This window comes from Micrococcus sp. iso_229 (assembly GCF_058072725.1).
Genome location: NZ_CM176514.1, coordinates 1,701,264 through 1,713,996 on the forward strand (window position 1 = coordinate 1,701,264; position 12,733 = coordinate 1,713,996).

The 12,733-nt window shown below is 66.3% G+C and carries 11 protein-coding genes and 1 pseudogene; 5 read left to right on the top strand and 7 right to left on the bottom strand.

Annotated elements, in window-relative coordinates; all coding sequences use genetic code 11:
* Positions 1-6: 6 nt before the first annotated feature.
* The 4 genes from nhaA to AC3RKA_RS07810 form a co-directional block, all read right to left on the bottom strand.
* Positions 7-1,851 (bottom strand): Na+/H+ antiporter NhaA, encoded by a 1,845-nt coding sequence (gene nhaA, locus AC3RKA_RS07795; protein WP_489727074.1) that lies wholly within the window; start codon positions 1,849-1,851, stop codon positions 7-9.
* A gap of 86 nt (positions 1,852-1,937) precedes the next feature.
* On the bottom strand, positions 1,938-2,504 hold the full coding sequence (locus tag AC3RKA_RS07800) for a mismatch-specific DNA-glycosylase (RefSeq protein WP_206397003.1): 567 nt from the start codon (positions 2,502-2,504) through the stop codon (positions 1,938-1,940).
* 1 nt (position 2,505) lies between these two features.
* Positions 2,506-2,760 (bottom strand): Txe/YoeB family addiction module toxin, encoded by a 255-nt coding sequence (locus AC3RKA_RS07805; protein WP_049159304.1) that lies wholly within the window; start codon positions 2,758-2,760, stop codon positions 2,506-2,508.
* The gene (locus AC3RKA_RS07810; RefSeq protein WP_489727075.1) at positions 2,761-3,021 is read right to left on the bottom strand and encodes a type II toxin-antitoxin system Phd/YefM family antitoxin; all 261 of its coding nucleotides are present in this window, start codon (positions 3,019-3,021) and stop codon (positions 2,761-2,763) included.
* A 326-nt stretch (positions 3,022-3,347) separates the two neighbouring features.
* Here AC3RKA_RS07810 and AC3RKA_RS07815 point away from each other — a divergent pair.
* The 3 genes from AC3RKA_RS07815 (at position 3,348) to AC3RKA_RS07825 (ending at position 5,986) form a co-directional block, all read left to right on the top strand.
* Positions 3,348-4,272 (top strand): IS5 family transposase gene (locus AC3RKA_RS07815; protein WP_489727076.1). Its coding sequence is split into 2 segments (ribosomal slippage): positions 3,348-3,722 and positions 3,724-4,272, totalling 924 coding nucleotides; the frame shifts between segments, so codons are not numbered across the junction.
* Positions 4,269-4,679 carry an NAD(P)/FAD-dependent oxidoreductase gene (locus AC3RKA_RS07820; RefSeq protein WP_060775243.1) on the top strand — a complete coding sequence of 137 codons (411 nt, stop codon included), beginning with the start codon at positions 4,269-4,271 and terminating at the stop codon, positions 4,677-4,679. Before AC3RKA_RS07815 ends, AC3RKA_RS07820 begins: the two co-directional genes overlap by 4 nt.
* Before the next feature lie 185 nt (positions 4,680-4,864).
* On the top strand, positions 4,865-5,986 hold the full coding sequence (locus AC3RKA_RS07825) for an L-dopachrome tautomerase-related protein (RefSeq protein WP_489727077.1): 1,122 nt from the start codon (positions 4,865-4,867) through the stop codon (positions 5,984-5,986).
* Positions 5,987-6,212: 226 nt separating this feature from the next.
* On the opposite strand, the gene AC3RKA_RS07830 is transcribed toward AC3RKA_RS07825, so the two are convergent.
* Complete coding sequence (locus AC3RKA_RS07830) at positions 6,213-6,623, bottom strand: four-helix bundle copper-binding protein (RefSeq protein ID WP_002855901.1); 411 nt, start codon at positions 6,621-6,623, stop codon at positions 6,213-6,215.
* Positions 6,624-6,909: 286 nt separating this feature from the next.
* Between AC3RKA_RS07830 and AC3RKA_RS07835 the strand changes: the two are divergent.
* Together AC3RKA_RS07835 and AC3RKA_RS07840 are read left to right on the top strand one after the other, a co-directional pair.
* Positions 6,910-7,915 (top strand): annotated as a pseudogene (locus tag AC3RKA_RS07835) (IS481 family transposase); the annotation flags it as partial.
* Between the two features lie 183 nt (positions 7,916-8,098).
* Positions 8,099-10,177 carry an ATP-dependent nuclease gene (locus AC3RKA_RS07840; RefSeq protein WP_136940313.1) on the top strand — a complete coding sequence of 693 codons (2,079 nt, stop codon included), beginning with the start codon at positions 8,099-8,101 and terminating at the stop codon, positions 10,175-10,177.
* Between the two features lie 514 nt (positions 10,178-10,691).
* On the opposite strand, the gene ychF is transcribed toward AC3RKA_RS07840, so the two are convergent.
* Positions 10,692-11,777: a redox-regulated ATPase YchF gene (ychF, locus tag AC3RKA_RS07845; RefSeq protein WP_136940314.1), complete on the bottom strand. Its 1,086-nt coding sequence runs from the start codon at positions 11,775-11,777 to the stop codon at positions 10,692-10,694.
* Positions 11,778-12,065: 288 nt separating this feature from the next.
* Positions 12,066-12,548, bottom strand: a complete 483-nt coding sequence (locus AC3RKA_RS07850; protein ID WP_049160546.1) for an Hsp20/alpha crystallin family protein — start codon at positions 12,546-12,548, stop codon at positions 12,066-12,068.
* Positions 12,549-12,733: the final 185 nt, after the last annotated feature.

Here is a 12,733-nt window from a genome sequence, read left to right on the forward strand (position 1 = left end):
GACGACTCAGGAGCGCACTTCCTGGGTTCGTGTGCCTCGGCGGCTGGCTTCGAGGGCTGACGTGAGCGTTCGAGCGTCGTAGCTGCCCAGCAACCGTCGGCCGTCCACGAAGAACGTCGGGGTGGCGTGCGCCCCGCTTGCATCAGCGCTTTCGAGATCCCGCTCCACACGGGCACGTACGGCGGCGCTGTCGAGGTCAGCCGTGAACTGGGCGACATCCAGGCCCAGCTCTTCGGCGTAGCGGATCAGATCTTCGCGCTCGAGCGCATCTTGCCGCGTGAAGACGAAGTCCAGCCACGGCCAGAACATCCCCTGATTCGATGCCGCCTCCGACGCTCGTGCGGCGAGGGGGCCGTGAGGGTGATGTGGCAGCTGGCGAACGACATACCGGAGATCGTCCCCGAACCGGCTGCGAAGGTCCTCCCAGGAACCCGTTGCGTGCGCGCAATAGGGGCATTCGAAGTCGATGTACTCGACGAGCGTGAGCTGGGCGTCCTCGGGTCCGCGGATGTGGTCGACTTCAGGATCAACGGGTGGTGTGAGCACCATCGGCAGATCTGCCGTCTCCTCTCCCCAGCGTTTCGCAGCAACCCGGAAGATCAGCCAACCAAGCGCGGTCGCGAGCACCATCGCGACCAACACGCCGACGGTCGCCTGCCGACCCAGGTCGGACGTCGAGCCGAACGCGAGGCCGATCACCAGGAGCGACACGGTGAACCCGATCCCCGAAAGCGCCGCGCCGCCGAACACGCTGCCCATCCCGACACCCTCGGGCAGCCGACCGGCTCCAAGCTTCACAGCGACGAAGGTGGCGAGACCGATGCCGAGAAGTTTGCCGAGCACGAGACCCACGATGACTCCCCACGTCACGGAGGACTGGAAGGAATCGACGAGCACGCCGCCGCGCAGGTCGACGCCGGCGTTCGCGAGCGCGAAGATCGGGACGATGACGAGCGCGGTGGGCATGCGCAAGACCTCGTGCATGCGTTCATTGACCGAGATGCCTTGCGCCAAGCCTCGATCGACTGCGCGGGCCGATGCCGCGCTCGGCGACTGCCAGAAGTCGCGGAACAGCTGACGAGCCTCGACCACCTGTTGCCGGCGCGTCGGGTAGGCGGGGATGAGGAGTCCTGCGACCATGCCCGCGAGGGAGGCGTGGACTCCGGATTCAACGGTCGCGAACCAGAGCACAATGACAATCAGCACGTACGGTGTGCCGCTCCATTGCCGCGAACGACCCAGAAGCCACAACCCGGCGAGGCAGGCGACTGCGACCAGCAGCGGAACGAGCCGGATCTCGTCGCTGTAGACGATGCCGATGATGGAGACGGCGAGGAAGTCATCGACGACGGTGAGGGTGAGGAGGAACACCCGCAACTGGCCGGAGAGTTTCGGGCCGACGAGCGCGAGGGCACCCAACAGGAATGCGGTGTCGGTACCGACCACCGCGCCCCATCCACCGAGCCCGTCGCCGCCCGCGGCGGCCACGATCAGGATGTAGAGAATTGCGGGCAGGGCCACGCCAGCGACGCCAGCGATCAATGCGAGACGCGCGCGGCTGGCGTCTCGGAGCGTCCCATGCGCGAACTCCTGTCGAACCTCAAGGCCAACGACGAGGAAGAAGACCACCATGAGGCCGTCGTTGATCCAGTGGTGCAGGTTCATGTGCAGTCCGAACCCGCCGACATCGAACCCGATCTCGACATCCCACAGCCCGAAATAGGCCTCGGAGAGTGGCGAGTTCGCCCAGAGCAGGGCGACCGCTGTGACGACGACCAGGAGCACAGCCGAACCCGCCTCCGTGCGAATCGCTCGCCAACTCATGCGCCGTTCCGTCTGCCCGCTCGTCATGCGGGAAGCATATCGGGGCCCAAGGGCAGCGCCCGGCGGCGAGCCTTGTCGACCGTGCAGCGCGGCCGCAGGGACGGCGGGTGCACTCAGTCCACGAGCCCCGCCGCGGCACCGGCCGCGCGGTAATCCGCGGCGAGCGAGTCCAGAGTGGCGTGAGCGTTGAGCCCGCTGGGGTTCGGCGCCACGAACAGCCGCGTGCCCGGCCACGGCGTCTGCTGCTCCCCCAGCGCCGCCTTCGGGTGTCCGAATGCCTGACGGTAGGCCGTCACCCCCAACACGGCGACGACGGCCGGTGCATGCGCTGCCACGAGCGCGTCCAGGCGGGCGGGGGCGGCGGCGAGCTCCTCCGCGGTGAGCTCGTCGGCGCGGGCGGAGGCCCGCGGGACGAGGTTGGAGATCCCGATGCCGCGGGCGTGCAGCTCGGCGAGGTCATCGGCCTTGTAGCCGTCGGAGGCGTCGATCAGGTGTCGGGTGAGCCCGGCACGGTACAGGGCAGGGTAGAAGCGGTTGCCGCGGCGGGCGAAGTGCGCACCGGTGGCGGCGGTCCACAGGCCGGGGTTGATGCCGATGAACAGCAGCCGCAGCGGGTCCGGCAGCAGGTCGGGGACGGTGCGGTCGCGGAACTGTTGGAGCTCGGCCTGGGTGAAGCGCATGTCAGTAGTGATACCTCGCCTGGAGGATGATCAGGTCCTCGCCGTCGACGAGGTAGACGAGCCTGTGCTCCTCCGTGATGCGCCGGGACCATGCCCCGGCCGCGCCGTACTTCAGCTGCTCGGGCTTGCCGATCCCCTCGAAGGGATCACGCAGGGCCGCGTCGATGAGGGTGTTGATCCGTTTGAGGACCTTGCGGTCCGTGGTCTGCCAGTGCGTGTAGTCCTCCCAGGCGGAGCGGTCCCACACGAGGCGCACTCAGGCGTCCCCGTCCAGGCGGTCCAGAGCGTGCTCCTCAACGCTCCCTGCGCGGGCTCGCTCGTAGGCGTCCAGCAGCCGTCGGGCGTTGGCCGGGGAGCGGAACAGGTAGGCGGTCTCCCGCCAGGCGGCGTACTCGTCCGCGGGCATGAGGACGGCGTTCCCCTTGCGGGAAACGATCTCGACGGCGTCGCGGTCCGCATTCACTCGCTCGATGAGCGGGAACAGGGTCTTGCGGGCTTCACTGGCGCTGATGGACATGCTGGCCTCCTCGGGTGCGATGTGGTACTTGCTTATGGTACCAGTTGGGGCTGTCGAACTCGGGGGGTGCCGTGCGGGATGCAGATCTCCTTGCCCTCGTGGTCCGTGGGCGCGGCGACGGCGTCCCCTGCTCTCTCAGCAGCGCCTTGGGCTTCCCGAAGATGTCCACACCCGCTCTCCTGACGCAGGCCCCCGCGGGCCGTTCTATTGTCCTGAGGACCATCGAGACGGCCGAACCCTGTTCGCCACAACATCGCCGTTGAAGTCCCATCTGCCCTAGGGCGTGTCTCCCTTATCGGTGGTGAGGCTCGCGGCAGGCTGGTCGGGTGAGGTCGACAGGGTCGCGGTATCAGGTATTCACGGACGCGCAGTGGGAGCGGATCGAGCCGTTGCTGCCCTCGAATCAGGGCCGGCGTGGGCATCCCTTCGGGGAGCACCGCAGGGTGGTGGAGGGCATCGCCTACCGGTATCGGACCGGGGTCCCGTGGCGGGATCTGCCCCGGGAGCAGTTCGGGCCCTGGCAGACGGTGTGGAAGCGCCACCGTCGCTACGCCGCGGATGGGACCTGGGATCGGGTGCTGACCCAGGTGCTGGCCGAGGCCGATGCGGCCGGGATGATTGACTGGGCCGTCTCGGTCGATGCGACCATCGCCCGGGCCCATCAGCACGCCACGAACACCACTCGTCCGGACCAGGACACAGGGGGCCGGGGCGAATCACAAGAAACTGCCGCTGGATGAGGTTGAGCCGCCCGGGCACGGCATCGGGCGTTCCCGCGGCGGGCTGACGACCAAGATTCGCCACGCCGTCGATGGCCGCGGCCGGCCGCTGGCCGCGATCGTCACCGGCGGGCAGCGCAACGACGGGGCCGTGCTGGCGCAGGTGCTGGCCGAAATCCAGATTCCCCGACTCGGCGCCGGCGCCGCCCGAGCCCGCCCGGAGGCGGTGATCGCCGACCGGGCCTATGCCACCGGAGTGATTCGCAACGAGCTGCGCCGCCGCCGAATCACCGCGGTAATTCCGGAGAAACGGGACCAGATCGCGGCCCGAGCCCGTCGCGGCAGCCGCGGCGGGCGGCCGCCGGCCTTCGACGCCCAGGCCTACCGCGGGCGCAACGTCGTGGAACGCCACTTCGCCCTAGCCAAGCAATGGCGCGGTGACTGCGGGCTTACACAGCCCGCTGGCGTCGTGGCAGCGGCCCTTCTCCTGCGGCGTATCGCTCATCACCAACAGATCGAGGAACCACGATGACAGGAACTGACGACGGCGTTGCCACGACGCGTTCACCCGAGGTAGCAGTGATCGGGGGTGGGATCGTTGGTCTGTCGACGGCGTACGCGCTGCGGGAGCAGGGCGTGCCGGTGCGCTTGTACGAGGCTGGTCTGCCCGGGACGGGTCAGTCCGGAGGCGAGTCGCGGATCTTCCGACATGCCCACGACGACCCGCGACTCGTTGCTTTCGCGCGCGAAAGCCGCGGCGTCTGGGATGAGTGGGCCGAACACTTCGACGTCGAGCTGGTCTCATCAGACGGTGTCCTGGCGATCGGAGACAGCGTCCTGGCGCGGCTGCGGGTGCTCAACCAGGTCGGCGGCGTGGAAGCGCACGAGATCGACGCGGTCGCGGTCACCCTGCTCAGCGCCGTGGCCCGGACCAGCTGACCGGCGCACCACTCCCCTTACGTGACTTGGACGGGGGCTCTCCATGCACCGGGGTCCTGGGCACCGCACACCGCAACCCACTGGGATTGCCGGGCAGAACTGGTCCTGCCCGAAGGCTCCCGCCCCGGCGGCCGGGAACCCGGTGTACCGTTTCGAGCACGAGCCCGACCGACAGGAGCGATGTGATGGAGAATCGATCGGAAAGCCTGCCCGCGGAGCAGCCGGTGGGCGAGCTGGAGGAGGTGGCCCATTTCCACGGCCCCATGCTCACCGGCGTCACGGTCTCGCACCGGGGGCGGATCTTCGTCAATTACCCGAAGTGGGGCGATGACGTCGCCTTCACGGTGGCCGAAATTCGCGACGGCGAGGCGGTGGCCTACCCGAACGAGGCCATCAATCGCGCCGATTCCGACGACCTGGCGAACACCCTGGTCTCGGTGCAGAGCGTGGTGGTGGACCCTGCCGATCGGCTGTGGATCCTGGACACCGGAAGCCCGCTATTCAAGCCCACGACCTACGGCGGGCCCAAGCTCGTCTGCGTCGACCTGACCAGCGACACAGTGGTCAAGACCATCCTGTTCCCCCAGGATGTCGCGTTGCCCACCAGCTACCTCAACGACGTGCGCTTCGACCTGCGCCGCGGAGCCGAGGGCGTCGCCTACCTCACCGACTCCTCCGACCAGGGACCCAACGCGCTGGTGGTGGTGGACCTGGCCACCGGTCAGAGCTGGCGGCGGCTGCACGAGCACCCCTCCACGAAGGCCGAGCCGCTCACAGACTTCATGCCGGTTGTCGAGGGCCGCCCGATGGTCGCCCGCCAGGAGGACGGGACCGTGGCGCCGGCGATCGCGGTGGGCGCGGACGGAATCGCCATCGGCGCCGACGGCGCCCGCCTCTACTACTGCCCGCTGGCATCCCGGCGGCTCTACAGTGTGGCTACCGACGCGCTGGTGGACCGAGCCCTGGATGAGGCGGCGGTGGCCGCGACCGTGCGTGATGAAGGCGACAAGGGCGGGGCCGGCGACGGCCTGGAGTCCGACGCACAGGGCAACGTGTATGCGACGAACTACGAGCACAACGCGGTGTTGCGGCGTCGGGTCGACACCGTCGGGGCGTGGGAGACCGTGGTCAGCGACCCTCGTTTGCTGTGGCCGGACACGCTCTCGGTCGCGGCCGACGGCTACCTCTACATCACCGCGAACCAGCTCCACCGCCAGGCCGACTACCGGCAGGGGCAGGATGAACGGGTTAAGCCCTACACCCTCTTCCGCACCCGCATCGATGCCCGACCCGTCCTGCTGCGCTGACCACAGCGAGACGGAACTGGATGCAGCCATGCACAAGTGAAGCGCCTGGGTTTCGTTCCGAGGTCAGGACGCAACGGGCGCTACAGGTCACTGCTGTGCTCTGTCTTTGACACGTCGAGTTCTCCTCCTGCGGGGTGTTCTTGTACCGCCGGGCCAGTCAGGGACAGCAGCACATGTTCCACGCCTGCTGGCCCTGACCGGCATTACGGCATGGGCCTGGCTCCGCTCAGCCCAGGGAGGCGAGCAACTCGGCGCAGGCCCGCTCGCAGCGCCGGCAGGCCTCAGCGCAGATCTTGCAGTGCTCGTGCATTTCAGCGTGGGAGGCGCACTCGTCCCCGCACGTCTTGCAGGCGGTCCGGCAGGCCTCCAGCAGGGCACGAGTGGTCTCGACGTTGTTGCCGGTCTGCCTGGACAGCACCGCCCCGGTGGTGGCGCAGATGTCGGCGCAATCCAAATTGAACCGGATGCACTGCCTCAGTTCTGCGACCATGTCCTCGGCCAGGCACGCGTCCGCGCAGGCCGTACAGGTCTGAGCGCACTCGAAACAGGCCTCGATGCACTCGGCCAGCTTCTGCCGGTCGATGTCCCCCAAGTCTTTCGGGTAGGTCTCCAGCATCGAGCTCACGTGATGGGTCATGGCTTACTCCTTCATCGGTGCGGTTCGGAAAACGAACCGGCCGGAACCGGCCCGCCATGCAACCGACCATAGACCCCCCGCCCGGCCCGGAAAAGGGGCTCAACTTTGAAGATTCCGTGAAGATCCCAGCCGGCCACGGGCTCCGCCCGAGCCGTTCGAGCGGGCGGCTAGGTGTTGTGGGTCATGAGGTTCTTGCCACGGGGTACGGGCTGAGATGAGACGAGCGGGCTCCGCCCCGCAGGATGGGAATTGCGACATCCACTCATCCGCGGAAGGAAGCCCGCTCGTGACTCACGCTAACGCACCTCTGACCCCCACCGGCCGGCTGCGCATGGTCCACCGCCACCTGAACGACGGGATCCCGCAGTCCCACGTGGCCGCGGAGTTCCGCGTCAGTCGGCCCACGGTGGCCACCTGGGTCGCCCGCTACCGTGCCGAAGGCGAGGCAGGATCGCAGGACCGCTCCTGCCGGTCACGACGCTCTCCCGCCCAGCTTGGCCCGGCCCTGGTCACCCAGATCCTCACCCTGCGCCGGGAGTGCAAGTGGTCAGCCCGCCGCATCCATCACCGCCTGGTCTCTCAAGGCCACCGGGTGTGCCTCCGAACGGTGGGCAGGTGGATGCACCGGCTGGGCATCTCCCGACTACGAGACCTCGCGCCCACGGGTGAGGACCTGCGCCAACGAATCTAGAAGATCACCGCCCGGGCTCCGGGGCACATAGTGCACCTGGACGTGAAGAAGACCGGGCGCATCCCTGAAGGGGGCGGCTGGCGTGCTCACGGCCGGGACTCCGAGAACGCGCGGGCGGCCAAGCGCGGGCCTGGCTGCCGGGTCGGGTACACCTACCTGCACTCGGCGATCGACAGGTACACCCGGCTGGCGTACACCGAGGCGTTGGAGGACGAGAAGGCGGTGACCACGATCGGGTTCTTCTGCCGGGCGAGGGCGTTCTTCGTCGCCCACGGCATCACCGTGGACCGGGTGGTCACAGACAACGGGAACAACTACCGGGCCGTGGAGTTCACCGCGAAGGTGGTCTCTCTCGGGGGCCGGCACCGACTCGATCCGCCCCTACGCCCCGCGTCACAACGGGAAGGTCGACCGGTACAACCGGCTGATGGTGGACGAGGTCCTCTACGCCCGCCCGTACTCCTCAGAGACGGCCCGGCGTGAGGCGTTGGCAGTGTGGGTGAACCACTACAACTGCCATCGGCCTCATACCTCCTGCGGGAACGCCCCGCCGGCCTCGCTGGCCCCGGTACGAGTCAACAACGTCATGCCCTCCTACACCAGGCCGCGTCGGCCAGCTGTTCGCCCCCGCCAGCCGAATGGGGTGCGAGGCGTCGGTGCCTGATCGTCGCTCCCCTCGCTTGGTAGGCTGAATTACTCCCAGTCATTGATGATGCGGCTGAAGACGCGAGCCGGACGCATATCTTTTCGATACCGCCAGCAGACCCGAAATTAGGAGCTTCCCGTGCGCCTTACCCATGTCAGAATCAAGAATTTCCGCGCCCACAGTAACACCGAGCTCCCCCTAACCCAGCTCGGGTGCCTCATTGGCGAGAATAACGCAGGGAAGTCGTCCGTGCTCCATGCGATCCAGTACGTCCTAGAAGACAAGAAGCTCAGCGCCGAGGATTTCCGGAACCCAGAACTTCCGGCGAGCGTCGAACTACGCATCGAGGGGATCGACGAGGAAGATCTTCGAAGGGTGAACGAGACCCATCGAGACCGGGTACGCGAAATGCTCAGGGACGGCGTGCTCACGATCGTTCGCACGCAGGAAATCGACGGGAAAGCCGAATCTAGGTACTTGAAGCTTGGCCCAAGCGACCCGTCATGGAGCCAAGAATCACTGGCCTCGACAATCAAAGGAAAGAAGGGCGCTCAGCTCCGTCAAGCGGTCGTCGAATTACTGCCCCCGATGGAAGGCGCACTACCCGCAGCGCCGAATCAGCAGCAGGTCAAAGACGCGTGGACTGAACTGGTCGGGCAGCTTCCGCCCGAGGAACTAGAAGAGACACCCACCGCATACCCCACGGGCATCGCACAGTCCGTCAAGCCGCTCCTCCCGTCCGTGATCTACATCGAAGCCGTGAAGGATGCCTCCGTGGAGGCGAAGTCCACCGGGACGTCAGCCTTTAGCAAGCTTCTCGAACTGCTCTTCGATGAAGTAGCGGACCACTTCAGCGACATCAACGATCAGTTCCGCTCCGTGTATCAGAAACTCAACCGTTCTCTGAATGACGACGGATTGGAAGTCGACGCTCGACTTGAGGCCGTCCAGCGCATTGAATCGACGATCGAAGAGTTCGTCCGCGCGAGCTTTCCCGGCGTCTCACTCCGCATGGACGTGCCCGCACCGACGCTATCCATGCTGCTATCCGGTGCCGAACTACGCGTCGACGACGGGCACGAGGGCTCCATTTCCAGCAAGGGCGATGGCCTCAAACGGACTGTCCTGTTTGCCCTGCTCCGAGCGTACGCAAGCATTCGGAGCACCGGCCTGAGCGACGATACGCGATCAGAATCGCCGCGCCCCTCTTATGTACTGCTCTTCGAAGAGCCAGAGCTCTACCTGCACCCCCGTGCTCAGCGCCAGCTTATGGCAGCCCTGGGCACCTTCTCGAACGAGCACCAGGTGCTGGTCACGACCCATTCTCCAGGGTTCTTCCGCCCTGGGACGGAGGGCTTCGCCCGGCTCCAGAAGACCGATGATGGGGTAACCGCGCACCCCGTTGACCTCACGATCGGTCATCGGGACGCCTACCAGATCGTGCAACACGAGAACAACGAAGCCGCATTCTTTGCGCAGCGCGTCGTCCTGGTCGAAGGTGACAGCGACACTTTCACCTATCCACACCTGGCCCGATTGATCAATCAGGACTGGGACGACATCGACAAGAACATCATGTTCGTGAAGATCGACGGCAAGGGGAACATCAACCGCTACAGGGAGTTCTTCTCCAGCTTCAAGATCCCGATCCATGTCATCACCGACTTGGATGCCCTCGTGCGCGGCTTTGAGCAACTGACCCGAGATGCGGAGACCCGAGCCGCGCACTCAAGGCTGATGGGACTGATCAGCGAAAGGATCTCTGATAATAGCGAGTCTAATAGCAAGACAGTGCGGAGCATCACCAGTCGCCGAAATGCCAGGGAGCTGTGGTCTGCCGCGCAGTCCCACCTGTCTAACTGGCGCGACGCTCCTAGCGATAACGTTGCCCGACTCCTGGATGAGACACTGAGCGAGCTCTTCGACGCTGGCAATGGTGATGCCAAGCTGAACGAACTCGCAAATCCGTCCTCGGAGGAGATCGCTTCTGCACGCGACACCGTAATCTCGTCTCTCGCCGAAGAGAATGTATTCGTCCTGCGCCGGGGCGACCTCGAGACCTACTGCCGGACGGACGCGGGCAGAGACAAGGTCGCGACGGCAATTGAGTTCTGCGAGAGAATCACAAATCTTGAAGCTCTACGCGAACTCCATGCTGAATATGCTGACGATGTGGTGCAGGAACTCCAAGGCATATTCTCTAAGATATACAACTGATGCGACACCCAGAAACTTCATTGTTTGGCTCCTCACTTCGAGATGTTAGGCGGCGATTCGAAAGCTCAGCACATCCATAACCGAATAGGCTTCGGGACAGACCAGCGACCAGACGCGCACCGCCATGAGACCGCCGTCGTCGCATCCAGCCTTCACGAACCGCATAAATTACTGGGTGATCGCGGTCACGTGCCCCGCAGCAATCGGAATCTCTGGGCCATCGGCTACTAGCTACCCGGCTCTCCCCCCAACAACAGAGTCCACATCCTCCATCGTGCCGTGAAGATGATCGTTCGTCACAGTGCTGGAAACTCCACCTTGCGCAACTCGAACGCACTCACTCTAAGGATTTCGCTGATACACTTGTCGAAAGGACTGGCAGCGGGATGATGCCCATGGGTGGCCACCTGATCAATATAATGAAGCATGGATCAATTCACACCACCACGATACAAATCACCTGGTCTCGGACACAGTGATCACCGACCGCGGCAGTTCGTCGACAAGGCCTCGACTACACGTTGAACCGGAACTCCACCACGTCGCCGTCCTTCATGACGTAGTCCTTGCCCTCCATACGCACCTTGCCGGCGGCCTTGGCGTCGGACATGGAGCCGGCGGCGATCAGGTCCTCGAAGCTCACGATCTCTGCCTTGATGAAGCCGCGCTGGAAGTCGGTGTGGATCACGCCGGCAGCCTCGGGCGCCGTCGCGCCGACCGGAATGGTCCACGCGCGCGTCTCCTTCGGCCCCGCCGTCAGGTAGGTCTGCAGGCCGAGGGTGGAGAATCCGACGCGGGCCAGCTGGTCCAGCCCGGACTCGTCCTGCCCGGCCATCTCCAGCATCTCGGCGGCCTCCTCCTCAGAGAGCTCCACCAGGTCGGACTCGAGCTTGGCGTCCAGGAACACGGCGTCGGCGGGGGCCACCAGATCGCGCAGCTCCTGCTGCTTGGCCTCGTCCCCCAGCACACCCTCGTCCGAGTTGAACACATAGATGAACGGCTTGGCGGTGAGCAGGCTCAGCTCCCGCAGCCGGTCCATGTCCAGCTTGTCCTTGTCCTTCGCGGCGAAGATCGTCTCGCCCCGCTCCAGCACCGCGAGCGCGGCCTTGAGCGCCTCGAGGTCGGCGGGCTCCTTCTTCTTGCCCTTGACCTCCTTCTCGACGCGCGGGATCGCCTTCTCCACGGTCTGCATGTCCGCGATGATCAGCTCGGTGTTGATGGTCTCCATGTCCGAGGCCGGGTCCACCTTGCCGTCCACGTGGACGACGTCGCCGTCGTCGAACGCGCGCACCACCTGGGCAATCGCGTGGGCCTCACGGATGTTCGCCAGGAACTGGTTGCCCAGGCCCTCCCCCTCGGAGGCGCCCTTCACGATGCCGGCGATGTCCACGAAGGACACCGTGGCCGGCAGGATGCGCTCGGAGCCGAAGATCTCGGCCAGCTGCGGCAGGCGCTCGTCCGGCAGGTTCACCACGCCCACGTTCGGCTCGATCGTCGCGAACGGGTAGTTCGCGGCGAGCACGGTCTGGCGCGTCAGCGCGTTGAACAGGGTCGACTTGCCCACGTTGGGCAGTCCCACGAATCCGATAGTCAAAGCCACAGTCCGGCAGTCTACCGGCGGGTCCGCCGCGGCGGAGGCGTCCCGCACCGGCCCCGTTCCGTGGCGGAGTGGGCCGGCCGGGAGCTCGCCCCGGGCGTGAACGTGCAGACCGACGAGAAAGTCGCCGACTACGTGTGCGGGTGAGAAGGCCGCGCAGCTGGTCCTGGCCGATCGCGCCTGACCATCACGCAGATGCGGCGGGCCCCCGGTGGGGGCCCGCCGCATCTGCGTTCGGGGGGACGGGCCGCGGGCCGGTCACGCCGGCCGCGCGGCTCCGTCAGAGGGCGATCACTCGCCGGAGGCCTCGGCGGTCTCGCCCTCCACGGTCTGCCCGGCCACGGGGGCGGCGCCGCCGTGGGTGACGGAGATCTTGCGGGGCTTGGCCTGCTCCGCCACCGGGATGGTGAGGGTCAGGACGCCGTCGCTGTAGTCGGCCTGGATGCGGTCGAGGGCCAGGCCCTCGCCCAGGGTGAGCTGGCGGGCGAAGGTGCCGGCGGAACGCTCACGGGTGAGCCAGCGGCGGTCCTCGCGGGCCGGGTCCTCCTTGCGCTCGGCGCGGACGGTGAGCGTGCGCTCCTCCACGTCCACGTCGATGGAGGCCGGGTCGACGCCGGGCAGCTCGACCTCGGCGACGAAGGCGTCGCCCTCGCGGTACAGGTTCATGGGCATGGACGCGGTGCCGGTCGCGCGGGTCGTCAGACCGTTCACCAGGCGCTCCATCTCACGGAAGGGACGCTCCATCTCGCGGAACGGATCGATGGGACGGGCCATGTCGGTTCACTCTCCTCGGGAGTCGGGTGGGCGCCGCTGACACCGCGGCGTCTGATCACCACAACAGCACGCCCGGCGAACCTATTCCAGAAATCTGCGTGAACTCCGCTCAACTTTCTGGAGGACGGCCCGCCCGCCTCGGCGTGGCCCCACCCATGACATCCGTCATGGCGCATTCCTGACGT